Origin of the sequence: Mesorhizobium sp. Root552, from assembly GCF_001427285.1 — a bacterium.
Lineage (GTDB): Bacteria > Pseudomonadota > Alphaproteobacteria > Rhizobiales > Rhizobiaceae > Mesorhizobium.
Genome location: NZ_LMFV01000056.1, coordinates 57,427 through 82,235 on the forward strand (window position 1 = coordinate 57,427; position 24,809 = coordinate 82,235).

Genomic DNA, 24,809 nt, shown 5'->3' on the forward strand with positions numbered 1-24,809 from the left:
GATCAGGCCGCTTAGCCTTTGAGCCGGCGAAGCCGCCATGCTTCAAGCGTTTCATTGATGACGCGGGTTGGCGCGTAGTCCTGCTCGAATACCGCGTCGATCTCGAGAATGTCCAGCATCTCCAGAAATTCAGCCGACGCTGCTCCATGGCGAAGCCGGGCGGCATCCTTGGCCGTCGTTATCAAGCGCATTTCATTGTCGCGCGCGGTCTTCAGCAACTCGGCAAGTTCGTCCTCGCCATAGACATGATGATCTGGAAAGGCGCGCGACAGCACCACAACTGCGCCCGTCCCGGCCACTGTATCGAAGAATTTGTCCGGATGACCTATGCCGGCAAAGGCGAGGAACCGCTTGCCTGCGAAAGCTTTCCTGCCACGCGGACGCGTTCGCGCCTCGTAGATCGGCTTGCCGGCACGAGCTGCCTGACGGATAACCCGATCGGCGGCGGTTCCCTCGCCCATTTTCAGTAATGAACTTGTATAGACGAGTTGGTCAACCACCCTGGCCCGCAACGGCCCTGCCGGAATGACCCTGCCATTGCCCAGCCCATAACGTGCATCGACCACGACAAGGGCGTAGTCGATATGGATGCGCGCACTTTGGAAGCCGTCATCCATGATGAGGAAATCGCAGCCATGCCTGTCGATCAGCAATTGTGCTCCAGCCGCACGATTGGGTGTCACCGCAACTGGTGCATGTTCGGCCAGAAGCAGAGGCTCGTCGCCGACATGCTTGGCGCTGTCGTGAGACGGATCAACGAGATGTGGGCTGGAGAAACCGCCGCCGTGCCCACGCGAGAGGATGCCGGGTTTGAGCTGCATCCGCTTGGCCTGCCGCGCCAAGGCGATGGCAACCGGGGTCTTGCCGGTTCCTCCGACCGTAAAATTTCCGACGCATAGCACTGGCGCTGCAATCTTTTCCCGCTTCGCCGTGTGCATGCGCCGACCGGCAACGAAACCATAAGTGAAAGACAGCGGCGAGAGCGCAAAGGCGCGCCAATCCGGTTTCTCCCACCAGAACGGCGGCGACTCACTCGCCATTCTACTGGCTGCCCGCGCGCCAAAGACGCGCCTTCACCACCAGCGGCTGGATGTAAGGCTCCAGCGCCTTCATTGTCGCGGCAAGCGCGCCGCGCATTTCCTCTACCGTTGCCGCTGCGGCCGCCATCATATCGTGGCGGGCGATCTCGTTGCTCAGCAGGTAGTTGACAGCTCCCGCCAGCATATTGCGGTCCTTGACCAGCTTGGCGCCACCGCTTTCAAGCAGCCGCTGGTACGAGTCGCGGAAATTCTGGACATTGCGTCCAGACAGGACAGCCGTGTCCAGCATGGCTGGTTCAAGCGGGTTCTGGCCGCCGGTCGACGTCAGCGAGCGACCGACAAAGGCAATCTCCGTCAATCGCAAATAAAGTCCCATCTCTCCTATAGTGTCGCCAAGCAAGATATCGGTGTCAGGCGAAATCTTCCCGCCCAGGCTGCGGCGAGCAACTTTCAGGCCCATACCCTCCATTTGGGCTGCTAATGCTTCACCTCGCTCCGGGTGGCGTGGGACTATGATGGTAAGCAGCCCCCGATGACGCCCGCGCAGCGTTACATGAACCTCGGCGGCCATTGCTTCTTCACCGTCGTGGGTCGAAACGGCAGCCCAAGTCGGACGCCCGTCGATCTGGCGCTTTAGCGCATGCAGTATCTTTTCGTCTGCCGGTGGCGGTGCGGTGTCGACCTTGAGGTTGCCAGATACGGTAACCGGCCTTGCACCCAGCGCCCTGAAGCGCTCTCCGTCGACTTCCGACTGCGCAATGACATGAGCCAGGTTCTCGAACAGCGCCTCAGCCAGGCTGGCGCGCTTCTTCCATGATGCAAACGACCGATCCGACATGCGGCCGTTGACCAGAACTTGCGGGACGCGGCGTGCGCCAAGCTCAAGGATCGTCATCGGCCAGATTTCAGATTCAGCGATGATTGCCAAATCCGGTTGCCAGTGATCAAGAAAACGGCTGACGGCAGGTTTCAGGTCGAGCGGCACATACTGATGAATGACGCGATCCGGCAACCGCTCCTGCACGACCTTGGCCGATGTAACGGTGCCGGTGGTCAGCACGACATTGACGCCATAGCCCAGAATATTCTGCACCATCGGCACAACTGCGATGGTCTCGCCGACGCTAGCTGCGTGCACCCAGATTACCGGTCCATCAGGGCGCTCGCGGCCCGCTACACCATAGCGTTCGCGGGCTCTGCTGCGGTCTTCCTTACCCTTCGATGCGCGCCAGGCCACGTATGGCCCAATCAGCGGATAGGCGGCCGCGCCGATATAGCGATATGCCGACAACATCATGCGCGCGCTGCGTTCGCTCATTTGCCGGCATCCGCCAGCTTGTAAGCCCGTTCCGTGGCCGCGTTGAGCGAGTCCGTGACTTCCTGACGTTTGCGCTCCATTTCCGCATCATCAGCATCCGCGGGTACGAACACCGGCTTTCCCACGACAATCGACGACCGCCCGAAGGGCAGATTGATGGTGGTCTTGTCCCAGCTACGCTCCAGTATCTTGCGCCTGCTGGTGGTGATGGCCGCAGGCAGGATCGGGCGTCCAGACAGTCTTGCCAGAAGTACAATTCCAAGACCTGCGTCGCGTGGAGTTCCGTGCGGTATGTCGGCGATCATCGCGACATTCTTGCCGGCAACGAGCGCTTTCTTCAGCGCGATCAGGGCCTTGGCTCCACCCTTGTCGAGATGGCGAGCATTTTCGCGACCGCCTGATCCTCTTACGGCTTCAATGCCGAATTTCTCGACCATCAATGCATTGAGTTCAGCATCGGCGCTGCGTGACACCATTGCAACCAGCGGACGGCCCTGCGGATAAAATACTGGCGCCAGAATATGCTGGCCATGCCATAGCGCGATGATGCCCGGCTCAAGATCGGCATACTCGCCGCCTGAAATCGAGGCGGATCCCTTCGCAGGCGGATTTGTCAGGCGGATGAAGCGCAAGGCTTGCGCAAAAAGACTGGCGATCGCGCCTTTGGCAAAACGCGACTCGGCCAATGGCTGGCGAATCTTTCTCCAAGCCTTCTTGAACGGCCTGTTGCGTTTGTGGCCAGCCAGGGTGTTTTCGGCCCGCGGCGGCGCCAATTCCTGCTCCATTGTCAAGCGTCAGCCTTGCTTTGCGGATCCAACAGGCGGTGCAGGTGTACCACGAAGTAGCGCATATGCGCATTGTCGACACTCGCCTGGGCCTTAGCCTTCCATGCCGTCGATGCCGATTGATAGTCAGGGTAGATGCCGACTATGTCGAGCGCGTCGAGGTCGCGAAATTCAGTGCCGCCCAGCTTTGTCAGCTCGCCACCGAATACCAGGTGCAAAAGCTGCTGCTTTCCTTCAGTACCGCTCATGTTTGTCCTTTGAATCTAAAATCGCCGCTTGGTCTAATGCAAACCTGCTAACATTTAAACCTATGAGTATCCTTACGGGATTTTCGTACCGGCGATGACTGCCGCCAGCATGCCAAGCAATTCACCGCTGCCGGCTGCAAGGGCGCTGTGCTTGATCTTCTCTCGGGCGAACAAGGGGGAAAATCCCTCGGTATCGACCAGCCCGCCACCGGCTTCGTTCAGGATCAGCCCCGCCGCGGCAATATCCCAATCGTGAGAATTAGGCTTTACGAAACTCGCATCGATAGTGCCTGACGCTATCATCGCCAGCCGGTAAGCGAGCGACGGGACATAGGCTACCCGCCGCACTCGTTCCAATAAGTCGGCCGGGAGTTGATCCACAAATGCCTTCGGGCCGGCGACTTCGGGTTGACTGGCGACCGGTCGGACAGCGATCTGGACGCCGTTGCAAAATGCGCCGGATCCCGGAACGGCCCAATAGACTTCTTTTTTGGCCGGGCAATCGAGGACACCTGCCAGCGATTTTCCCTGCTCGACCACGGCGACGCTGACACACCACGTACTGTTGCCTTCCAGAAAGGCGCGCGTTCCGTCTATCGGGTCCACGACAAAGGTGCGACGGGCATTCAACCGGGCGAGATCGTCGGCTGTTTCCTCAGACAGCCAGCCATAATCGGGACGAGCCTTAAGCAATGTCTCGCGAAGGTAGGCATCGGCCGCGTAGTCGGCTTCGCTGACCGGAGAGGTTCCGCCCTTCATCCACACTTCCGGGCTTTTGCCAAAGTATCGCATGGCGATTGCCCCGGCTTCACGTGCGGCGTCGCGCAGCAACTCCAGGTCTTCGTGGGCCGTGGCAAGGCCGGCTATATCAGCTACCGGCAAGGGTCATTCCTTCGATAAGCAATGTAGGCGCCGCCGTGCCGAAATTGCGGTCAAGATCGCTGGCAGGAACCATGTTGAGGAACATCGTCTTCAGATTGGAAGCGATGGTGACTTCCGAGACAGGATAGGCGAGTTCGCCATTTTCAATCCAGAACCCGGATGCGCCGCGACTATATTCCCCGGTTATCATGTTGACGCCCTGCCCGAACACCTCCGTTACGTAGAAGCCGGACTTGAGGCCTTTGACCAACTCCTCCGGCGATTGCGCGCCCGCTTCGATCGCGAGATTGGTGGATGAGGGTGAAACGGACGAACCGCCGCGTGAGCCGCGCCCGTTGGTCGTCAGACCAAGTTCGCGCGCCGCCGAGGTCGACAGGAACCAATGGTTCAACACGCCCTTTTCGACCATCGTCAATTTGCTGCCCTCGACGCCTTCGCCGTCGAATGGCCTGGAGGCCTGGCCACGTCGACGGAGTGGTTCGTCGGTAACCGTGATCGAGCTGGCAGCTACCTGCTTGCCCATCATGTCGCGCAGGAAGCTGGTCTTGCGCGCAACGGCTGCACCATTGATCGCGCCGGCCAAGTGGCCTGCAATGCCGCGCGCCACGCGCGGATCGAACACGACGACGACTGCTCCTGTCGCCGCCTTTCGCGCACCAAGGCGCTTTACGGCACGCTCGCCAGCCTTTCGACCGATGTCCTGCGCCGTGTCCAGATCGGCAAAATGCTGCCGCGACGAATAATCGTAGTCGCGTTCCATGCCTGTGCCTTCGCCCGCGATGGCGCTGGCCGAGCGCGAAAAGCGTGTGGCAACGTATTGACCGAGGAATCCGCTCGATGTCGCAAGGACCAAACCGCCAAAACCAGCGCTTGCTCCGCTACCGGATGAGTTGGTCACGCCTTTGACGGCAAGCGCGGCTTCCTCCGCAGCAAGCGCGTCTTCCTTCAATCGATCCGCCGAAACCTCTGTCGTGTCGAAAAGATCGAGATCGCGCGGTGCCTTGGTCAGGAGTGTCGGGTCAGCCAATCCCTGATATGGATCTTCCGGCGAAACCTTCGCCATGGCCACGGCCCGCTCGGCCAATGTCTTGGGGTCAGAGCCTGTCGTTGCCGAAACGCTCGCCACACGCTTTCCGACGAATACGCGCAGCGACATGTCCTCGCTCTCCGAGGCTTCCGTACTCTCGACCTTGCCCATCCGGACAGAAACGCCTTTGGAGCGGCCAACGACGACGACCGCATCCGCCGCATCCGCCCCCGCCCGGCGTGCCGCCTCGACCAGTGCGGCAACACGATCCGTCAGTTTTCCCGCGTCGATCGAATTTGCCATTTCAAAATCCCGTGAATCGACCCACCGAAGGAATGGATCCTACATGGCACCATCTATTGTTCCGGCAGTGCATGTGCAATGGGCGGAAAGATGAACGCCTGAGCCGTTTGTCCAAACGGCCTAATATGCTGGCTTAAATGTGGCCATCTGGTCCGGCGTCAGTTCTTGGAACTCGCCCAACTGGCGTGAATGCGCGCTTTAATGCTTGCGAGGCTCATAATGTGATTTCAACGCAGCTTCGACCGCGCGCTTCACTTCACTTTTCACAGACGCGGTTTCGCTCATTACGCTTTCGATCTTCATGAAATCGAGAACGCGGAAGCGTGAGACGGGCGGCCTGATCAGAATATCGGGCCGGCATTGGCTGAGCTTGTTGGCGATGATGGATTGCATCATCAGTTGGGTAGCCCCGAACATCAGATCTACGGAACTCGGCCGTTTGCTCTCAGCTTCCGTAGGCGCCCCCACGACATCGACGGCAATGATGATGTCCGCGTCATGCTCGATCAGATCGAATGGCACCGGATTATAGATACCGCCATCGATGAGCATGCGACCATCTCGAACGACCGGTCGGAACACAGCAGGGATCGCGGCGGAGGCTGCAAGTGCCGAGTGAAGATCACCATCGCTGAATACTGCAAGCTTGTGGCCGAAGAAATCGGTCGCCGTCACCTTCAGCGGTATTTTCAGGTCTGCAAAATTTTCAGGAACCGCGCCGGGAAGAAAGGCCTTCAAAATGCGCTCGACATTGAACTGGCTGACATGCAGCCCTCCCTTCATGACTTCCGCCAGGCTGCCGGGGCGCGCCTTCCACATACGGCTCGCGATTTCCGTCCGTCTTGAGAGGATCGAGCGAGCGTGTTCGTGAATTTCGTTTCCGGTCATTCCGGCCGCCATGCCGGCACCCATGATCGCACCTATTGACGAACCGGAGATGGCGACTGGGCGAATGCCCAATTCGTCGAGTGCCTCGATGACATGGATGTGCGCCAGCCCGCGCGCACCGCCACCACCGAATGCTATGCCAAATGTTGGTGTCACCCCTTGCTTCCATCAGCAAAAGCCGGGCCAACGATCATAACCGCTGGCTTCACCGAGAGCAGTTTCTTTGCCACGGCCTTCACCTCGTCCAGTGTGACGCCGTTGATCATGTCCGCTCTCCAGTCCATGTAATCAATTCCCAACTTGTTCACCTGCAGATCGATCAGCGTTCCGGCGATCGCGCTTGATGAATCCAAATTGTTGATCGCATACGCTCCCACTATGTACTTTTTCGCGGCGACGAGTTCGGCTTCCGTCGGCCCTTCATCAGCCATGCGTTTTATCGTGTCGCGCAAAACCTCAAGTGTTTCGCCTACCCTGTCGGATCGGGTAGCAGTCGTCACGACAAGCGCTGAGGCATGCTCACGGTTGGAGAGCCCGGAATCGACCGAATAAGCAAGTCCACGCTTTTCCCGTACTTCCTCGAACAGACGTGAGGTGAAGGTGCCTCCACCTAGAATCTCGTTCATCAGCGTTGCAGCGTAGAAGTCCGGTAATGACCGTTTGACGCCGGGAAAAGCCATCTGCACGGAGGTCTGCGGCAGATCATACGTTACCTGCAATTGCTGATCGAGCTTGAGCTCGGTGTCAGCTACCGGACGCAGCGTCTGTTGCGACGGAAGCCCGCCGAAGAGTTTGTCCATCTCCTGCTGCAAGGTCTTAGCGTCGATCGCCCCGACGACAGCGACATGCAGGCCGCTAAGTGCAAAGGTCGCCTTGTGAAATGCCCTGAGATCGTCTGCAGTTATGTTTTCAAGGCTGTCCTTGGTACCCTCGTCCGGACGCGAGTATGGGTGACTTCCATAAACCGCGCGCAGCCACTTGGTTTCGGCCTCTGTATTCGGATCGCGCGCTCCTGCGGCAATACCGGCCAATATCTGCCCGCGAATGCGGTCTATAGGTGCTTGATCGAAACGTGGTTCTTCAATTGCCAACCGCAACAGTTCGAACGCCTCGTCCTTTCTCTCTGCGAGCATTCGCATGGCGCCGTAAATGCTATCGCGGCCTTCGGAAAGGCCCATCTCGGCGCCAGCATCATCCAGCCGTGCCTGGAAAGCATTGCTGTCCAGATCACCCGCACCCTCGTCGAACAGGCCCGTCATTAGATTGGCGAGACCTTCCTTACCGGTAGGATCCTGAGTGCTTCCGCCGTCGAAATCGAAACGCAGTGTAATGATTGGTACCGAGTAGTCCTCTACAAGCCAGGCGGTGATCCCTTTTGAGGACTTCACCTCCTGGATAGTCATGGCGGCGCGCGCGGTAAGCGCTGGCAGGATCAGAAAAAGCGCAGACAACAAGAAAACAATTGCCGGCGAAATCAATCCTTTGCGGGAAATTCTAAGGACAGCCATCAACTCAATTTCCCGCGTGTGCTTCAGGCAACAAATATCCGGTCGTCGCGTGCTCTGGGGCCAAATAGTGTCCCGCAGCGGCCTTTACATCCAGCGCCGTAACACTGCGGATGCGATCGGGCCACTGCTCAACATCTTCAACTGTTCCACCGGTCGCAAGGGTGCTGCCGTAAATGTTCGCCATGCTCGATTGCCGGTCACGCGCGAAGATCATCGAGCGTACAAAGCGGCTCTTGGCCTGTTCCAACTCTTCCGGGGACACTCCGTCGAGTGCGATGCGCGACACTTCGGAAGTTACTGCTGCTTCAACCTCAGCAAGCGTAGCACTGCCACGCGGCGCCCCATAAACCGCAAAGCTCGTGTCGTCGAGCATGGTGCCAGAAAATGAAGCGCCGGCACTCGCGGCAATACCTTTCTTGACCACAAGTTCCTGATAGAGCCGGCTGCGCGGACCCCCACCCAGAATTTCGGCCAGAAGATCCAGCGCTTCGGCTTCGCCCGGCTTTGCGGTGTGATAGGAAGGCACCACCCATTGCGTCGAAAAGCTTGGCACACTCACGCGCGCATCGGTCAAAGTGACCGTTCGCCTGGTATTTTGCTCTGGTTCTGAAGGTCTCACGCGCGGCGGTAGATTGGGACCGCGCGCTACCTTGCCGTAAGTGCGCTCGGCCATTGCCTTGACGGTATCGGGCTCCACATCGCCGGCCACAACAAGAACAGCGTTGTTCGGGGTGTAGTAGCTGTCATAAAACGCCCTGGCATCGGCCCGGTTCAGCTTTTCTATCTCCTGCATCCAGCCGATGACCGGAATCCGGTACGGCTGGTTCTGGTAAAGTGTCGCGCTCACCTCCTCGTCCAGCAGCGCATCCGGATCGCTATCCACGCGCGAGCGGCGCTCCTCGAGCACGACATCACGCTCGGTGGCGATCACCTCGTCGTTGAGCACGAGATTGCGCATGCGATCGGCCTCAAACCCCATCATCTGCTCGAGGGCCTCGGGCGCAACGGTTTCATGGAAAACAGTGTAATCGTAGGAAGTGAAGGCGTTGTTGCTGCCGCCGATAGCCGATACCGCACGATCGAATTCGCCGGCAGGATGATTGCTGGTTGCCTTGAACATCAGATGTTCGAAGAAATGGGCTATGCCGGATTTTCCGGGTTGTTCATCGGCGCTGCCGACTTTGTACCAGACCATATGCGTCACAATCGGTGCGCGCCTGTCAGGTATGACCACCACCTCCATGCCGTTGTCGAGCAGGAAATCGGTCACTTTCCATTCGTTCGAGGCTGTTTGCGACGATGCCGGAGCGATCCAGGCGACGACCACAGTCAGAACCAAGGCGATCCGGAGCAGCCAATGGATGTCAGATTTCATTGCTGGCTCCGAAGATCATGCCATAGACGATAGGCGGGCACGTGTGACGACAAAAGTGAATTGTTCGTCATTTGGCGGTTGAAGGCGGCTAAAGTCAGGCCGTTTCGATAAAGCGGATCACCGTCTCGCCATAACTGCGCTCATCGACAATCAAAAAGCCTGCCCCCGGCTCAAATGGCACGGAAGCGGATTCCTCGACGACGCACAGTGCCCCCGGAGCGAGCCAGCCGCCTTTCCTGGCCGACTGCAAGGCTCGTTCACCCAGACCTTTTCCGTAAGGAGGGTCAGCAAAAACCAGACCGAAGGGTGCCAGCGTTCCGGCTTCTCCAAGCACTGCAGCATCACGACGAAATATCTTTGTCTTGCCGGTGAGGCCGAAGGCTTCGACATTGCTGCGGATCAAGCCGCGCCCTTCCGCCGATTCTTCGATGAACACGGCATAGCCTGCGCCGCGAGACAGCGCTTCAAGGCCAAGTGCTCCGGTTCCTGCAAAAAGATCCAGTACCCTTGCACCCTCCAGTTTGTCGGGAAATCGATGCGCCAGGACGTTGAACACGGCCTCACGTGTCCGATCCGTGGTCGGGCGGATCGCGTGAGTGCGTGGCGTGGCCAATGGGCGGCCACGAAAATCGCCTCCTACGACGCGCATCTAGCGCGCCTTCGGGCCCTTGCCCGGCCCCTTGCGGTAGGGTCCACTACCGCCCCGATCCGGACGGTCGCCGCGTGGCTTGCCATACGGGCGATCGCCCTGCGATCTTCCGCGATCCTGCGCACCGCGGGCTTTGCGGAAATCGGTCTCAGGCTTCTCCTGTTCCGCCTTGTCCTTTCCAAGCGGACGGGCGCCCGGCGCCATCCATACATTGGCCTTGCGCTGGCCCGGTGGATCAATTGGCGGGCGCTCCCGCTCACCCTTCTTGAATCCCGTCTTTCCACCAGCCCCAAACCGTTCCGGCTTGCCGCCACGCTCGCCAAAGCCTCGCTCCGGGCGCGTCGAGAGTTTTCCGAGCGCTTCGTCGCGGCTGTTCTCACGGAACTTGCGCCGCTTTATCAAACCTCCCTCGCCTATTTCGGAGCGTGCCGGTCTTGAGCGTGGGGCCGCTTCTTCCAGTTGCTCGACGCGCCGCACCGGCTTGTTCGAAAACGGCTTTACGATATCGGCGTCGAAATTCGCACCGGATTCCTCAATCAGCCTTTCGCCAAGCTGCTCGCGCAGCATGCGGCCCTTGATCTCAAGCACATGCCCTTCCGGCAACTCGTTCAATTGGAACGGCCCGTAGGAAATGCGGATCAACCGTGTCACGTCGAGACCAAGCGCGCCAAGAATGTTCTTGACCTCCCGGTTCTTGCCCTCGCGCAAGCCGATCGTCAGCCACGCATTCGAGCCCTGCTCTCTGTCCAGGCTTGCCTCTACGGCACCGTAGAAAACGCCATCCACGGCAATGCCTTCGCGCAACTTGGCCAGCGCGCTTTCCTCGACCTTGCCATGAACGCGAACCCGGTAGCGTCTCAGCCAGCCGGTGGCCGGAAGCTCCAGCACGCGCGACAGTCCGCCATCGTTGGTGAGCAGCAGCAAGCCCTCAGTGTTGATATCCAGCCGCCCTATGGTCATCAGGCGAGGCAGGTCGGCGGGCAGCACGTCAAATACGGTCTTGCGGCCCTCGGGATCACGATTGGTCGTCACTACGCCTGCCGGCTTGTGAAAGAGAAACAGCCGGGTACGCTCGATCGGCGGGATTTCCATGCCGTCAAGATGGATGATGTCGTTTGGCGACACGTTGAATGCCGGCGACGCCAAGATCTTTCCATTGACCTTGACCCGGCCAGCGGCGATCAGTTCTTCAGCGTCGCGGCGTGAAGCAATGCCAACTCTCGCCAAACGTTTGGCGATACGCTCGCCCGTCTCTTCCGATGTCTCGCTAGGTCGGGCCCGAGGCTTGAACCCACCTGTTGGCTTGCTGTCTCCACCAAACTCGCGCCTGGGCCGATCTGAGAACTTTTCGTTGCTCCTGTCACCCCCACCGCTAGATCCATCCCTGCGCACGAATGGTTTGCGCGGTCCGTCCCGCTTCTCAAAGGTGCGGCCTTCACCACGCGGCCGGTCGTCGTGTTTGAAATCGCGCTTTGGCCGCGCTTCGCCTTCGGGGCGAGCCTGCCGCTCTTCGCGCGGACGATACGGTTTCGCAAAACCTTCCCGCTTCTCGAAAGGCTTACCCTCTTTGCGTGGTCCTTTCTGGAAAGACCTATCGGCACGTGCTTCGCCTTCGCGTGGCCTGTCATTGCGTTTAAAATCACGCTTTGGCCGGTCACCATCATTTGCCCCTTCGGGTCGTTTGGCGAACGATGTTTTTTTGCCGGAAAAGGTCGGCTTGCCGGTTTTGCCCTCGGCAGCCTTGCGGCCTCGGAAGCCAGCCGGCTTTGCGCCGGGCTTGCGCTGGAATTTGTCGTCGTCGCTCATGTGGTGTTTGCTCGTTTGGGCGGCTAGATAACAGGATAGCTCTTGGGTTGCGAGGACATAATGGGGAACCGCAGTGAAGCGGCCTGACTTCATGGCTATCGCGCTGAAAGAAGCGCAGGCGGCGGCGTCACGCGAGGAAGTGCCCGTCGGCGCAGTCGTCGTGTTAAACGGCTCCGTCGTGGCAGCAGCCGGCAATCGCACGCGCGAGCTTGCCGATCCCACCGCTCATGCCGAAATCCTTGCGATTCGCGAAGCATGCGCCGAATTGTCGAGTGAACGGCTTGGCGAGTGCGATCTCTACGTGACGCTTGAACCCTGCACTATGTGCGCAGCGGCGATTTCATTCGCGCGCCTGCGCCGGCTCTATTTCGGCGCTGCCGACGAAAAAGGCGGCGCCGTGGTCAGCGGAGTGCGCTTCTTCGCTTCACCGACCTGTCACCATGTACCCGACATATATGCCGGGCTAGGTGAGATCGAATCAACCATGCTGCTCAAGGATTTTTTTGTATCCCGCCGGCAGTCGTAGAACTCGGCTGCGCGTCAGGCCGTGCGACTACCAAGGCAACCAGCTGAACAGACCGCCATCCTTTTTGCGGGCCATCTTTTTCTGCCGGAGTTCCTTCTTGTATTCATCCTCGCCGATATCGTTTTGAGGCGCGGTCGAAGCCGCAACCCGATAATCCAGCGGTGGCTCGCTCAGATAACGACGGCTCGTGGGGCTCCCTTGCCGACCTTCGGCGAGCTTGCGGTTGATGGAATCACGGCGGGCCTTGGCCCCGATCCCGGAATCACCGGGAGTCCAACGCGGAGGATGTTCCGAGCCGGACTCTGCCATTGCCTTCTTCACTGAAGCCGGGTCGGTCTGGACGTCATCAATCACTTCAGCCTTGAAATTGGGGCTGTCAAAATTGACGCTCGCGTCAGCCCGGATACGGGCCCGGCGCTGTTCGGGCGATTCCGGCCATTGTGTGCTCGCGGTCTGGACGATGTTGTCCTGAGGCGCCGGCAACACACCTTTTTGCCCTGGCGTGGGCTTAACCAAGGTGGGGCGCGGGTTGTAATCGATCTTTTCACGCTTGGGGGGAGCCAGTGAGATTGCCCCACTCACATCTCCGGCGAGCTGCTCCATCGCAGTCTTGTCAGTCCCGTAAGTCGGTGACGACATGCACCCTGAAAGAGCGAGGCTCGAAACGGCAAGCGGCGCCATCAACGCAAGGCGCACATGGCGTTTCTCGGTCATGCCTAAAAATTTCACTCTCGACGACCCCTTGATCGCTGCCAACCGAACGCCGGCACGCATCTTGCCACGCTGTTCTAACGGAAAATCCGGCGACAATTTGTCGTCCGCAGTTTCAGGTCTTTACCTCAACCGTTCGTCAAGGGCAACGCGCACCCGTTTGCGCGCTGCCTTCCTGCACAATTCCTGCGTCTACAGCCGGCCCGTGGTCTGCAATTCATGCAGAACGAGCGCATCCCGTGCCGAGACGTCCGGGAAGTCCTTGTCGTCGCCGACGTCGTTCGTGTACCGCCACGACCGCGCGCATTTGCGCAGGCCGCGATCGGCGGCTTTCTCCACCACAACAGCCACGCCCTTGACGTCATCCAGGGTAAACGCGCCCGCGGGTACACTGCCATAGGAAAAGTCGAGGCCGCTGGTGATGCTGATCTCGGCCATGTCGACGCCCGCAACTTCCTTTTCGAGCGTGGAATTGTCGAGATAAACGACTGGAACCGCTTCCAGGGACGATCCGATCACCTTGCCGGCGCGGGCAATCTCCAGTGCGCCGGTGATGACTCGCCGCATCTGCCGCACCTTGCGCCACTTTTCAGCCAGCGCCTCGTTGCGCCAGTCGGAAGGCACTTGCGGGAACTGCTCCAGATGCACGGACTTCGCTCCGGGATGCCGGTCGAGCCAGGCTTCCTCGGTCGTGAACGGCAGCATCGGCGCCAGCCACTTCACCAGACATTCGAACAGATGGCGTACCACCTGGACGGAGGCCTTCCGCTTTGCGCTGGACGGCGCATCGCAGTAGAGCGCGTCCTTGCGGATATCGAAATAGAAGGCTGAAAGCTCGACCACCATGAAATCGAGCAGAGCGCGCGTAATCCGTTTGAACTCGAACCCGTCGTAGCCGGAACGTACCACCTCATCGAGCTCAGCCAACCGGTGCAGCATGAGCCGCTCCAATTCCGGCATCTCGGCAAGCGGCACATCTTCGCCTTCGTCATGGGCGAGCGTGCCCAGCATCCAGCGGATCGTGTTCCTTAGCTTGCGGTAGGCGTCGATATTGGTTTGCAGCACGTTCTTGCCGAGGCGCTGGTCTTCCCAGTAGTCGGTCGTCATCACCCACAGGCGCAGGATATCGGCCCCGGACTGCTTCATGACGTCCTGAGGCACCACCGTGTTGCCGAGCGACTTCGACATCTTGCGGCCTTCCTCGTCCATGGTGAAACCATGGGTGACGACCGTGTCGTAGGGCGCCCTGCCCCTTGTGCCGCAGCTTTCCAGCAGCGAGGAATGGAACCAGCCACGGTGCTGGTCGGAGCCTTCCAGATAGACATCTGCCGGCCATTTCAGATCCGGCCGGTCTTCCAGCGTGAAAGTGTGCGTGGATCCGGAATCGAACCAGACATCGAGAATGTCCTTCACCATCGTCCAGGGTTCATTTGCGCGGCTGCCAAGGAAGCGCTCGCGCGCGCCTTCGGCAAACCAGGCGTCGGCGCCTTCCTTCTCAAATGCCTCGACAATGCGGGCGTTCACCGCCTCGTCTTTCAACACGTTACCGTCCGCATCAGCAAATACGGCGATGGGAACGCCCCACGCGCGCTGGCGGGACAGCACCCAGTCCGGACGTTCGGCAATCATGGCACGCAGGCGCGTCTGACCGGCCTCGGGTACGAAGCGCGTGTCGTCGATGGCTTTCAGGGCACGACTGCGCAAAGTGGTGCCGTCGTCGAGTGTTTTGTCCATATGGACGAACCACTGCGGCGTATTGCGGAAGATCACCGGCTTCTTGGAGCGCCAGCTATGCGGGTAGCTGTGCTTCAGGCGTCCACGCGCAAACAACATGTTGCGCTTGATCAGCTCGTCTATGACAACCTTGTTGGCGTCGCCTTTCTTACCGTTGTCATCGATCACGCGCGCAGGCCCGCCCTCGCGATCAGGGCCAAAGCCGGGTGCGTCCTTGGTGAAGAAGCCGGCATCGTCGACGGTAAACGGGATCGCGGTATCGATCCCGCGCTTGCGCAAATCCTTTGCCGCATCCATCCAGGCGTCGAAATCCTCGCGGCCATGACCGGGCGCGGTATGCACAAAGCCCGTACCGGCATCATCGGTCACGTGATCGCCGGACAGCATGGGTACCGTGAAGTCATAGCCACCGCCAAGGCCCTTGAACGGATGGGCAAGCGTCAGAGCGCCGAGTTCGACGCTAGAAACATCATGCAAACGCTTGTACTCGAGCTTGGCCTTGGCGAAGGATTCTTCAGCCAGTGCGTCGGCGAAGATCAACTTCTCACCCGGCCGGGGACCGAAATCGTTCTCAGCCGAGGTAACTTCGTAGAGGCCGTACGAAACGCGCGGCGAATACGCGACGGCGCGGTTACCGGGAATGGTCCATGGAGTCGTCGTCCAGATGACAACGCAAGCGTCGTCCAAACTGGCGTTGCCAACCACCGGGAACTTCACCCAAATGGTATCGCTCTCGTAGTCCTGATACTCGACTTCGGCCTCGGCCAATGCGGTGCGCTCGACGACTGACCACATCACAGGCTTGGAGCCACGATAGAGCTGGTCAGACATGGCGAACTTCAACAACTCGCCCGCGATCCGAGCTTCCGCATGGAAATTCATCGTGGTGTAGGGGTTCTTGAAATCGCCGACCACGCCAAGCCGTTGGAACTCGTCGCCCTGCACCTGGATCCAGTGTGTGGCGAACTCGCGGCATTCCTTGCGGAATTCGTTGACCGGCACTTCGTCCTTGTTCTTGCCCTTGGCGCGGTACTGTTCCTCGATTTTCCACTCAATCGGCAGGCCATGGCAGTCCCATCCGGGAACATAATTGGAATCGTAGCCGCGCATCTGGAACGAGCGGGTGATGACGTCCTTGAGGATCTTGTTCAGCGCATGGCCGATGTGGATGTTGCCGTTGGCGTAGGGCGGGCCGTCGTGCAGGACATATTTTGTGCGCCCGGCCGCGTCTTCACGCAGCCTCCTATAAAGGTCCATTTCGTGCCAGCGCTTGACCAGCAAGGGCTCCTTCTCGGGCAAACCGGCACGCATCGGAAATTCCGTCTGCGGCAGGTAGAGTGTCTTGGAATAGTCGATCGTTTCCGCTGTATCGTTCATCAGTTCGCCATATGGGTTGCCGAGCCGGAACCGGCTTTGGGCGTTGACCTATCATGTTCTGGAAAAAGCGCGAGAGATGCTCGCCATAATTCCCGGTTGTCCCGGCGACCGAGTTTCAACTCAGGCCGCCCGGAACACCGGGCTGGTAATTCGTATCGCAGACGCGATCTGGCGCGGCAGGCAGGTCATGGCAGCGCTTCTAACCGATGACCGGCCAAGAATAAAGTGCCACCTTATGTCCGCTTCGGCCAAAATAGAGCCGAAACCTCACATCGAAAAATCGAACCGATAGCTGGTCGAAACACCGATCATGAACTGATCACGCGAACCGCGCTCCCGCACCAGGCTGGAATCGGCCGCAGGCCCCATCAAACGCGAATATTCACCGAACAGGCTGGCCGTTATCGGGTCCGTGACCTTCCAGGTAATAGCGCCGCCAACGCCTGCAGACTTGATGCCGCCGCCCGGATTATATGCGCTAAGACCCGATGCAACGGATTCTGCGGCACTGACCCCATAGTAGGCATCGAAATATTTCGACGAAGCGATAGACACGCGAGGTCCGCCCGAAATGCGAACATCGGGCGTCACGTCATAGAAGGCGTCGGCCGCAATATCGGCGACAAAGCCGCTGTGAGAGCGGATGCCATGCCGCAGTTCGCCGCGCAGCCGCATCCAGTCAAAAGGATAGACTTCGACGAACCCGCCGACCTCGCCACCCCAGCGCACGGGATCAAGGCCACGAAGCTCATCGGCATCATTGTCGCGACCCCACAGGAATTTTCCGGTCAACCCCGCACGGACGCCGCCGTCATCGATCAGCGCGAGCGAGATGTTGTCGTTGCGCGAAGAAAAGCGAACCGGATTTCCGGCCTTGCCGAGAGAGATGATCGGCGAAGCGCTAAGCAGATATTTCTTGCCGCCTTCGAAATTGGGGGCCACCATTCCGGTGGCGCCGAGCGTCAGATACCAGTCGCCCGACAGCCAACCGCCTATCCCCTCGCCCGCGCTGGAAACCGTTGTGAAACCCAGCAGCATCGCTGCCGCAAATGCGGGGATCGTTCTCATCTTCGGTCTGCCTCGCCGTTACGCCGGACAATGGGAGTACGGCAACTCTTGCGCGAAGGTCGGTAAAATTTGATTTAAATGTGCAACGATCCTGCAAATACCGGTGGTGCTGGACCGGCATCGCTACACGCGATAGTTTCATACCCGTGAGTTTGAAACGTCTTTGGAGTGGCAACATGGCTTTTCAGAACGACACGCTCAAGAACGCTATCGGGCAGGCACGCGATAAATGGGGATGGTTCGTCGCGCTCGGCGTTCTACTGCTGATCCTCGGCGGCATTGCATTTGCCAACCTGTTTGTCGCCACCGTCGCGTCGGTGTTTTTCGTCGGCTGGCTGATGCTGATATCCGGCGTCATCGAGATCATCCATGCATTTGGCGTCAAAACCTGGGGCCGTTTCTTCTACTGGCTGGCCAGCGGCCTGCTCTATGCGTTCGCCGGCTTTTTCGCCTTCTACAATCCCCTGCTCGCCTCGACGGTGCTGACCTTCATGCTGGCCGTCGCGCTCGTGGCATCAGGCGCACTGAGGGCTTGGGTCGGCTACGAACACCGCGAACAGCGCGGCTCGGGCTGGATCATCACGGCAGGCATCGTCACCGTGCTTGCCGGCCTCGTCATTGCGATGGGCTGGCCGGTCAACAGCATTTGGATACTTGGCTTGTTTCTTGCCATCGACCTGATTTTCCAGGGATGGACTTTCATCGCGTTCGGCTTGGCGCTGAGGAAATAGCCGCGCGCTCAAAAGGCGACCGCAGAATCCAGTTCCGAAAGCGGTCGCACGCCGGCCAGAAGTGCCCGCGCCTCGGCTTCGTCGCGCTTCATCTGCGCGACGAGCGGATCAAGCCCGTCGAATTTCACTTCGCCGCGCAGGTACCCGAAGAACGATACGTCGCAGACCTCGCCATAAAGATCACCCGAGAAGTCGAAGAGGAATGTCTCAAGCAGCGGCGCGCCGTTGTCATCGACCGTCGGGCGGCGACCGAAACTGGCAACTGCGTCATGAAGCGTTCCGTCGGCACGTCGAAAGCGAACGGCATAGATGCCTTCCTTCAACGCGGTCTCGGCTGGCAGGCGCATGTTGGCGGTGGGGAAACCAAGCGTGCGGCCAAGCTTCTGACCACCAACCACCTCAGCTTCGACGGTAAACCGGTAGCCGAGCAGCCCCGCTGCCTGCACTGCATCGCCTTCGGACAGCAACGAACGTATCCGGCTTGACGAGACAATGCATGCGTCCTCATCGCGAAACGCATCAACCAACGTAACGCCAAATCCGTTTCGCGTGCCCGCTTCCATCAGGTAGGCCGGTCCACCTTGCCTGTCCTTGCCAAAGTGGAAGTTGAAGCCGGTTACGGCATGGCTGATGCCCAAATTGGCTTCCAGGATTGAATTTACGAAAGTTTCCGCCGAGTTTGCCGCAAACTCGCGCGTGAATGCCTGTTCGACCACAGCAGCAAATCCAAGCCTGGCGAGCAGTTTTGCCTTCATTGCCGGCGGTGTCAGCACAAACAGCGGCAAATCCGGGCGGAATACCTTGCGCGGATGCGGATCGAAGGTCAGGACCAAGGCAGGAACGCCTTGCTTTTGCGCCTGTCCCAATGCCCGACCGAGTACAGCCTGGTGACCGCGGTGAACACCATCAAAATTGCCGATCGCAACGACGCCGCCCCTCAGATTTTCGGGCAGCGGCCGGTCTCCGGGCAATCGCACGCACATGTTGAAGACGCCGTTTCAGCGAAGCCGGGGCATCACCGCCACCGGGCGGTAGCCGTATTTGGAAAGAAACGCGGCAAGCAGTTCCGGGTCTGGCGTTAGCGGATCGCCATAGTCGCGCGCATGAATGCCGCCCGAAACATAAAGCACGTCGAAACCATTGTCCGCAGCGCCCTTGATGTCGGTCATCATGCCGTCTCCGATGGCAAGCACCTCGCTGCGATCGAGCTCTCGGCCAACGATCTCCGATGCGGCCTTGAGGGCCGCCGTGTAGATAGGCGCATGGGGCTTGCCGGCGATCAGCGTGCGTCCGCCAAGCTGGCTGTAGTCGCGGGCCAGCGCGCCCGCGCACCAGATCAGCCGTTCGCCGCGTTCCACAACGATATCCGGGTTGGCGCAAATGAACGGCAGGTTGCGGGAACGGAAGCGGAAAAGCAGATCCTTGTAGTCTTCCGGCGTCTCCATCTCGTCGTCGAAAAGGCCGGTGCAGACGATCGCCTGAGCCTCGAACTCCTCGACCAGTTCGACACCAAGACCGTCATAGATGTTGGCGTCACGATCAGGTCCGAGGTGAAACACTTTCTTCGGCCCTTCCGCGATGAGATCGCGCGTTACATCGCCCGAACTCACCACCTTGTCGAAACTGCCGTCCGGCACGCCAATAAAGCGCATCTGGTCGATCACATCGCCACTCAGGCGCGGTGAATTGGTGATCATGACGACTGCCAGACCTTCGGCGCGTGCCTTTGCCAGGGCAGCCGCGGCGGCTGGGAAATGCGTCTCGCCATTGTGCACGACACCCCACACATCACACAAAATCGCAGCGTAGCGGGGTGATAGGTTGTCGAACGAGGCAATTATTCCGGGGTGGGCCGTCATGCTGTTTCTCGAACCTGTAGCTGAAGACATCGCGGTCGGAAGCCGTTTGTGAGGCTCGAATTAGCCGATGCGTCCGAAACTGTCACCAGCTTTCCTCTCGGATCTGGAAAAGCCATGGTTAACCGAAGGGAAATGCCAAACCTCATTTTGATGGGATTCCGCGAACACGAAATTTAATCATTTCTGTCATTTTGTTGCTGTGAATTGGGCTTGGCAGGGGTCACGAAGCCGATGTTCATGAAATTCAGAAAAGACACACGCGGCAACTATGCACTTGTAACGGCGCTCGCAATGGCACCCTTGATGGGCGCTTTGGCGATTGCGGTGGATTACACCGAAATGTCCCGCCAACGGCTCGATACGCGCAATGCGCTTGATGCTGCCAACATTGCCACTGCCCGCCAACTCCAATCGGGGGCTACGGAAACTCAGGCTAAAGCCTATGCGCAGGATTTCTTTCTGGCGAATCTTCGCCATGTAAAACCCGGTAAAACGACACTGAATGTCACGCTGCCCAGCAACGCCGTTGGTGGTGGCGAGATGAAAATGTGTGCGGACCTGGTATACTCCCCATATTTCCTTCCTGCGGCGGCAAAGCTGATAGGGAAAACCTCAAGCGACTTCAGCTTCACGACTTGCTCTCAAGTGCGGCTGAAGAACTCCCTTGAGGTCGCTCTCGTTCTCGATAATTCAGGATCTATGGACGACAAGGTGGCATCTTCGACGAAGAGCCGCATCGAATTGCTTAAAGCCGCGGCCAAGCAACTTGTCGACACGATCTCCAAGCAGGCCGACATGATGAAGCAGGTGGAAAAGCCTGTGCAATTCGCGGTGGTGCCGTTCGCTGCATCGGTTAACGTCGGCACGCAATTCGAGACTTCCGCCTGGATGGACACGACCGGCGCCTCACCTATCCATCATGAAAATCTTGATTGGTCAGTCATGACCCAAACGAGGGACGCGAACCAGTACGCACAGAAGGTTGGAGATATCTGGATGGCCCGCGGCTCCACTTGGGATGCCGCTCAAAAAGATAAACCGCTGACGAGGTTTTCGCTTTTCAAGCTTTTGAAAAAGCAGACCGGTTCCCACAAGGAAAACGGCAAGACGATTATTGACTATGGTTCTGTGGCATCCTGGGGCGGATGCGTGGAAGCGCGCCCGGCACCCTACAATATCAACGATACCTTGCCGACGACGTCGAAGCCGGAAAGCTATTTCGTGCCGATGTTCGCGCCCGACGAGACCGGCAATATATGGACAAAACAATCGAACAACTCGATCAAGACCTTCGGCATGAACAACAGTTGGTGGGATGACAACGGCGATACGTCAACGAGCACAACAGCCAGCGTTCAAGTCGCAAGGCAGAAAAACACCCTCAAATATATAATGCCTGGCCCGCTCAGTCTGGCTGCTCTGCCGACTCCGATCAACGGCGGGCCGAATTACATGTGCACGACAAGCGCCATCACGCCGTTGCAGGACGTGACCAAAACCGACGGCAAGACCAAGATAAATACGGCAATCGACGGAATGGCCGCTCTCGGTGCTACAAATGTCCCCGAGGGCATGGCTTGGGGCTGGCGAGTTTTGTCACATGGCGAGCCGTTCAGCGAAGGGCGTTCCGAAATAGAAAAGGGCAACGACAAGGTTGTCATCGTGCTGACCGACGGCGCGAACACCTACTATACGCCTGGCTATTTCGGCGACAACGACTACGCCGGCAACAAGTCCAGTTATTCTGCCTACGGCTACACAGGAACGAAATACCAGAATGGCGACACCCGCCTTTTCATGGGAACGAGCTCCAGCGTGGTAAAATCAGGCAACAGCGCTTATACGGAGAGCAACTACTCGACGGCTTTGAACGAGCAGTTCGCAAAGTTGTGCGACAATGCAAAGGCCAACAATCTGATCGTCATGACTGTGGCTCTGGATCTCGATTCCAAGAAAAGCGCTGAATCCGCACAGATTGCAGCACTGAAGAAATGTGCTTCCGACTCCCGCTACCGCAAGGATCCAACCGACCCCAGCAAACCCGATAAAATGTTCTGGAATGCGACGAGTTCGACCCTTGAAAATGACTTTAAGAAAATTGCAGACGAGCTTTCCAACCTGCGTATCGTAGGCTGATCATATAGTCCTTACACCGAATTGCCCCGCCACTTGGCGGGCTTTTCTTTACCTGCAGCAGCGGGTTTGGTTAACGGCCGCTGAATTGCCACCCTGCAAATCAACGCTCCGTTAATACCCGTTTTTCAGCATTTGCTGACACAATGATTGCCTGACATCTCCATCCGGCGGGGGCCGTGACTACCATGCTTGCACTCTGGCGTGCGTTCTGGAGCGACACGCGCGGTCACTACGCTCTCATGACGGTAGTCGCCATGGTCCCCATCATGGGCGCGATTGCCATTGCCGTAGACTATAGCGAAATGGTGCGACAGAAGCAGAATGTCGCCAATGCGCTCGATGCCGCCAATATCGCAACAGCCAGGCGTATTGTGGAGGGAGCGACAGACGATCAGTTGCGCGCCTATGCGCTGGACTTCTTTCATGCCAACTTGAATGGCGTCAATCCGGCCGATACGACTCTAAGTGTCAAGCTGCCAGACAGCAGCGTGGGCGGCGGCACACTCAAGCTGACTGCCAATCTGAACTACAGGCCCTATTTCTATCCTGCTTTCGCGCAAATGATGAAAGAGGATACCGAAACGGTGAACCGGAAAATTTCCGTCGGCGTCGATTCGGAAGTGCGCTTGAAAAACACGCTGGAAGTGGCTCTGGTGCTCGACAATTCCGGTTCCATGACCAGCTACGGCACGGGTTCGGGCCAGCGACGCATAGACCTGCTGAAAGATGCAGCCAAGCAATTGGTCGATACTTTGGCACTGCAGGCAAACCAGATCAAGCAAGTGGAAAAGCCGGTGCAATTCGGCTTGGTGCCCTTTGCCGCATCAGTCAATGTCGGCCCGCAAAATGACAGCAGTTCGTGGATAGACATTGCCGGCTTATCGCCTGTCCATAACGAGAATTTCGACTGGTCGACGATCTCGGCGCCGGACAAACGTGCAGCCAAAGATGGCTTCGGGGTCTGGCGCAAGACGGGTACTGGATGGGGCGCTGAAGAAGGAGAGATGCTCACGCGCTTCTCCCTTTACAAGGACATGAAGGTGGTCACCAGCCATGAGCGGGTCGACGCCAGCGAGCGCGTCGTCTGCGACGAATACCGCTCTAACAATACCTGCAAGCGCAGCCATAAAGAGTATGACTACGTAGATACTTACGGGCCGTTCGCCAGCTGGCAGGGCTGTGTCGAAGCCCGCCCCTACCCCTACAATGTAGATGATACGCCAGCGTCAGGCGGGCCGAACAACACGGGTATCGGGTTCGGCGACCCCGCTACCATGTTCGTTCCAATGTTTGCCCCTGACGAGCCCGGCAACCACTGGAAACTGACCCAGGACCCGGATGAATCTGCTCCCAAGACCTACAGCGCTGCAAACAGTTGGTGGAACGACGATCCCTCCAGCAGTACGGGCAAAACACGCCAGAGCAATATGGCCAAGTATTTCCAGGTGCGATCCTACGACGCTCCTGTGCTCAAGGCGGGTGCTGGCCCGAACTATAGTTGCACCACCAAACCGCTGACCCCGCTCACAGATGTCACCAAGCCGGAGGGCCTCGAGACGATCAAGGCCGCCATCGACGGCATGGCGGCAAACGGCAATACTGATGTGCCCGAAGGGATGGCTTGGGGATGGCGCGTTCTATCCCATAGCGAACCGTTCACGCAGGGACGCGCCGAAACGGAGAAAGGCAACGACAAGGTTATTATCGTTCTGACTGACGGTGAAAACACCTATTCTGTGCCGGGCAATGATCCTGCTGGCAACAAGTCGACCTATGCCGCCTATGGCTATGCCGGTGTTGGTTACAACGGCACGGCAACGACACGACTGTTTTCGGGAACGTCAAGCGCAATAGGTACGCTGAACTATTCGAGCAGCAACTATACCAATGCACTCAACGAGCAGATGACCAAGTTGTGCGAAAATGCCAAGGCTGGCAAGATCATCGTCATGACTGTGGCGCTTGATCTATCGACCAGCGATACTAGTGAAAACAAGGCAATAGAAGCGCTAAAGGCCTGTTCATCTGAATCGCGGTTCCGCAAGGATTCTGCCGATCCCAGCAAACCGGCGAAGCTGTTCTGGAACGCTACGGGCGCATCGCTGGCAAAGGATTTCGAGGAAATCGGCAACGAGTTGTCGAACCTTCGCATCGTCAGTTGAACCAACGCCAATCGCTGGCCGCGACGGCCGGTAGCCGCGCTAGGGCAATCATGTTCTTTTCCGCCCTGCCCGGCAAAAGCCATGATCGCTTGCCTATCAAGCGAAATGAAAATCACCTCTCTCGAGACTGAGCCCACGGATTCCGACCCGACGTTTTTCCGAGATCGCCGGATGTTTGTTGCCGGTACCGGCCTGTTTGCCCTCTCCATGCTCGCTGGCTGCGGCACGATGCCGGCAGGTTCAGGTGCTGGCGCGTCCAATTCCGCCGCCGGGACACTGGCCGGTATCCGCAGCACTGAGAATTTATCCAGGCTTGTTCCAGACAGCCAACTGGAGCGGGCTGCGCTGCAGCAGGCGGGCTATATGGCCAGCGCGAAGCGCATGACGCACACCACTGGTTGGGGCAAGGATTTCGCGTCTCGCGTCAACGGCAACCACATTGAGGGTGCCGCCGCGGAAAACATCGCCCAGGGGCGCATGGATATCCGCAGGTTGTTCGAGATGTGGATGAATTCGCCACCGCACCGCCGTAACATCCTGGACGCACGCTTTACGCGCTTCGGACTTGCTTATGTCAGCGACGCGAAAAATCCGGACTGGCGCTATTGGGCGCTGGTGCTTGGAAAGTAGGAGAGTAGAGCAACGGGGCACTGGGCAATTAATTCAGCTTCTTGCC

At 58.7% G+C, this 24,809-nt stretch carries 21 protein-coding genes; 5 read left to right on the plus strand and 16 right to left on the minus strand.

Features of this window, described 5'->3' with window-relative positions; translation table 11 throughout:
* Positions 1–11: 11 nt before the first annotated feature.
* From lpxK to ASD50_RS17955, 11 genes are all read right to left on the minus strand, one after another.
* Positions 12–1,040, minus strand: a complete 1,029-nt coding sequence (gene lpxK / locus ASD50_RS17905) for a tetraacyldisaccharide 4'-kinase (RefSeq protein ID WP_056244081.1) — start codon at positions 1,038–1,040, stop codon at positions 12–14.
* 1 nt (position 1,041) lies between these two features.
* Positions 1,042–2,358: a lipid IV(A) 3-deoxy-D-manno-octulosonic acid transferase gene (gene waaA / locus ASD50_RS17910; RefSeq protein ID WP_056244084.1), complete on the minus strand. Its 1,317-nt coding sequence runs from the start codon at positions 2,356–2,358 to the stop codon at positions 1,042–1,044.
* Positions 2,355–3,143 (minus strand): lysophospholipid acyltransferase family protein, encoded by a 789-nt coding sequence (locus ASD50_RS17915; protein WP_056244087.1) that lies wholly within the window; start codon positions 3,141–3,143, stop codon positions 2,355–2,357. The genes waaA and ASD50_RS17915 overlap by 4 nt, the downstream gene beginning before the upstream one ends.
* A 2-nt stretch (positions 3,144–3,145) precedes the next feature.
* Positions 3,146–3,391 (minus strand): DUF4170 domain-containing protein, encoded by a 246-nt coding sequence (locus ASD50_RS17920; RefSeq protein ID WP_056244091.1) that lies wholly within the window; start codon positions 3,389–3,391, stop codon positions 3,146–3,148.
* A gap of 72 nt (positions 3,392–3,463) precedes the next feature.
* A complete protein-coding gene (locus ASD50_RS17925; RefSeq protein ID WP_056244094.1) occupies positions 3,464–4,273 on the minus strand; it encodes a 3'(2'),5'-bisphosphate nucleotidase CysQ in 810 nt (269 codons plus the stop codon).
* The gene (locus ASD50_RS17930; RefSeq protein WP_056244097.1) at positions 4,260–5,603 is read right to left on the minus strand and encodes a TldD/PmbA family protein; all 1,344 of its coding nucleotides are present in this window, start codon (positions 5,601–5,603) and stop codon (positions 4,260–4,262) included. The genes ASD50_RS17925 and ASD50_RS17930 overlap by 14 nt, the downstream gene beginning before the upstream one ends.
* 198 nt (positions 5,604–5,801) lie before the next feature.
* Complete coding sequence (locus ASD50_RS17935) at positions 5,802–6,647, minus strand: patatin-like phospholipase family protein (protein ID WP_056244100.1); 846 nt, start codon at positions 6,645–6,647, stop codon at positions 5,802–5,804.
* Positions 6,644–7,999 carry a M16 family metallopeptidase gene (locus ASD50_RS17940; protein ID WP_056244755.1) on the minus strand — a complete coding sequence of 452 codons (1,356 nt, stop codon included), beginning with the start codon at positions 7,997–7,999 and terminating at the stop codon, positions 6,644–6,646. The genes ASD50_RS17935 and ASD50_RS17940 overlap by 4 nt, the downstream gene beginning before the upstream one ends.
* A gap of 4 nt (positions 8,000–8,003) precedes the next feature.
* Positions 8,004–9,374 (minus strand): M16 family metallopeptidase, encoded by a 1,371-nt coding sequence (locus ASD50_RS17945; protein ID WP_082549733.1) that lies wholly within the window; start codon positions 9,372–9,374, stop codon positions 8,004–8,006.
* 94 nt (positions 9,375–9,468) lie between these two features.
* Positions 9,469–10,023, minus strand: coding sequence for a 16S rRNA (guanine(966)-N(2))-methyltransferase RsmD (gene rsmD / locus ASD50_RS17950; protein ID WP_056244102.1), 555 nt, complete (start codon positions 10,021–10,023; stop codon positions 9,469–9,471).
* Positions 10,024–11,829, minus strand: a complete 1,806-nt coding sequence (locus tag ASD50_RS17955) for a pseudouridine synthase (protein ID WP_056244105.1) — start codon at positions 11,827–11,829, stop codon at positions 10,024–10,026.
* Between the two features lie 73 nt (positions 11,830–11,902).
* Here ASD50_RS17955 and ASD50_RS17960 point away from each other — a divergent pair, with 73 nt between their 5' ends.
* Entirely contained in the window at positions 11,903–12,355 is a 453-nt protein-coding gene (locus ASD50_RS17960; protein WP_056244108.1) for a nucleoside deaminase, read from the plus strand.
* 27 nt (positions 12,356–12,382) lie between these two features.
* Here ASD50_RS17960 and ASD50_RS17965 read toward each other — a convergent pair whose 3' ends face one another.
* The 3 genes from ASD50_RS17965 to ASD50_RS17975 all read right to left on the minus strand — a co-directional run bounded on the left by ASD50_RS17965 (position 12,383) and on the right by ASD50_RS17975 (position 17,245).
* The gene (locus ASD50_RS17965; RefSeq protein ID WP_413813902.1) at positions 12,383–13,165 is read right to left on the minus strand and encodes a hypothetical protein; all 783 of its coding nucleotides are present in this window, start codon (positions 13,163–13,165) and stop codon (positions 12,383–12,385) included.
* Between the two features lie 93 nt (positions 13,166–13,258).
* The gene (ileS, locus tag ASD50_RS17970) at positions 13,259–16,177 is read right to left on the minus strand and encodes an isoleucine--tRNA ligase (protein WP_056244113.1); all 2,919 of its coding nucleotides are present in this window, start codon (positions 16,175–16,177) and stop codon (positions 13,259–13,261) included.
* A 267-nt stretch (positions 16,178–16,444) separates the two neighbouring features.
* A complete protein-coding gene (locus tag ASD50_RS17975; RefSeq protein WP_056244117.1) occupies positions 16,445–17,245 on the minus strand; it encodes a MipA/OmpV family protein in 801 nt (266 codons plus the stop codon).
* A gap of 176 nt (positions 17,246–17,421) precedes the next feature.
* Here ASD50_RS17975 and ASD50_RS17980 point away from each other — a divergent pair, with 176 nt between their 5' ends.
* A complete protein-coding gene (locus tag ASD50_RS17980) occupies positions 17,422–17,976 on the plus strand; it encodes an HdeD family acid-resistance protein (protein WP_056244121.1) in 555 nt (184 codons plus the stop codon).
* A gap of 8 nt (positions 17,977–17,984) precedes the next feature.
* Here the strand turns inward: ASD50_RS17980 and ASD50_RS17985 are convergent, their stop codons facing one another.
* Positions 17,985–18,959 carry a bifunctional riboflavin kinase/FAD synthetase gene (locus ASD50_RS17985; RefSeq protein ID WP_056244122.1) on the minus strand — a complete coding sequence of 325 codons (975 nt, stop codon included), beginning with the start codon at positions 18,957–18,959 and terminating at the stop codon, positions 17,985–17,987.
* Positions 18,960–18,974: 15 nt separating this feature from the next.
* Positions 18,975–19,835, minus strand: a complete 861-nt coding sequence (locus ASD50_RS17990) for a TIGR01459 family HAD-type hydrolase (RefSeq protein ID WP_056244125.1) — start codon at positions 19,833–19,835, stop codon at positions 18,975–18,977.
* A gap of 237 nt (positions 19,836–20,072) precedes the next feature.
* Between ASD50_RS17990 and ASD50_RS17995 the strand changes: the two genes are divergently transcribed.
* From ASD50_RS17995 to ASD50_RS18005, 3 genes are all read left to right on the plus strand, one after another.
* Complete coding sequence (locus ASD50_RS17995; RefSeq protein ID WP_320410627.1) at positions 20,073–21,971, plus strand: pilus assembly protein; 1,899 nt, start codon at positions 20,073–20,075, stop codon at positions 21,969–21,971.
* A gap of 185 nt (positions 21,972–22,156) precedes the next feature.
* Complete coding sequence (locus tag ASD50_RS18000; RefSeq protein WP_056244129.1) at positions 22,157–24,133, plus strand: TadE/TadG family type IV pilus assembly protein; 1,977 nt, start codon at positions 22,157–22,159, stop codon at positions 24,131–24,133.
* Between the two features lie 171 nt (positions 24,134–24,304).
* Entirely contained in the window at positions 24,305–24,763 is a 459-nt protein-coding gene (locus ASD50_RS18005; RefSeq protein ID WP_162252037.1) for a CAP domain-containing protein, read from the plus strand.
* The last annotated feature ends 46 nt before the right edge of the window (positions 24,764–24,809 follow it).

Bases quoted from the DNA above. Each gene is read 5' to 3' on its own strand.
- ASD50_RS17955 (WP_056244105.1), bottom strand. From the start codon at position 11,829: ATGAGCGACGACGACAAATTCCAGCGCAAGCCCGGCGCAAAGCCGGCT.
- ASD50_RS17920 (WP_056244091.1), bottom strand. From the start codon at position 3,391: ATGAGCGGTACTGAAGGAAAGCAGCAGCTTTTGCACCTGGTATTCGGT.
- ASD50_RS17930 (WP_056244097.1), bottom strand. From the start codon at position 5,603: ATGGCAAATTCGATCGACGCGGGAAAACTGACGGATCGTGTTGCCGCA.
- ASD50_RS17995 (WP_320410627.1), top strand. From the start codon at position 20,073: ATGAAATTCAGAAAAGACACACGCGGCAACTATGCACTTGTAACGGCG.
- ileS (WP_056244113.1), bottom strand. From the start codon at position 16,177: ATGAACGATACAGCGGAAACGATCGACTATTCCAAGACACTCTACCTG.
- ASD50_RS17915 (WP_056244087.1), bottom strand. From the start codon at position 3,143: ATGGAGCAGGAATTGGCGCCGCCGCGGGCCGAAAACACCCTGGCTGGC.
- rsmD (WP_056244102.1), bottom strand. From the start codon at position 10,023: ATGCGCGTCGTAGGAGGCGATTTTCGTGGCCGCCCATTGGCCACGCCA.
- ASD50_RS17985 (WP_056244122.1), bottom strand. From the start codon at position 18,959: ATGTGCGTGCGATTGCCCGGAGACCGGCCGCTGCCCGAAAATCTGAGG.
- ASD50_RS17980 (WP_056244121.1), top strand. From the start codon at position 17,422: ATGGCTTTTCAGAACGACACGCTCAAGAACGCTATCGGGCAGGCACGC.
- lpxK (WP_056244081.1), bottom strand. From the start codon at position 1,040: ATGGCGAGTGAGTCGCCGCCGTTCTGGTGGGAGAAACCGGATTGGCGC.
- ASD50_RS18000 (WP_056244129.1), top strand. From the start codon at position 22,157: ATGCTTGCACTCTGGCGTGCGTTCTGGAGCGACACGCGCGGTCACTAC.
- ASD50_RS17940 (WP_056244755.1), bottom strand. From the start codon at position 7,999: ATGGCTGTCCTTAGAATTTCCCGCAAAGGATTGATTTCGCCGGCAATT.
- ASD50_RS17990 (WP_056244125.1), bottom strand. From the start codon at position 19,835: ATGACGGCCCACCCCGGAATAATTGCCTCGTTCGACAACCTATCACCC.
- waaA (WP_056244084.1), bottom strand. From the start codon at position 2,358: ATGAGCGAACGCAGCGCGCGCATGATGTTGTCGGCATATCGCTATATC.
- ASD50_RS18005 (WP_162252037.1), top strand. From the start codon at position 24,305: ATGTTTGTTGCCGGTACCGGCCTGTTTGCCCTCTCCATGCTCGCTGGC.
- ASD50_RS17975 (WP_056244117.1), bottom strand. From the start codon at position 17,245: ATGAGAACGATCCCCGCATTTGCGGCAGCGATGCTGCTGGGTTTCACA.
- ASD50_RS17945 (WP_082549733.1), bottom strand. From the start codon at position 9,374: ATGAAATCTGACATCCATTGGCTGCTCCGGATCGCCTTGGTTCTGACT.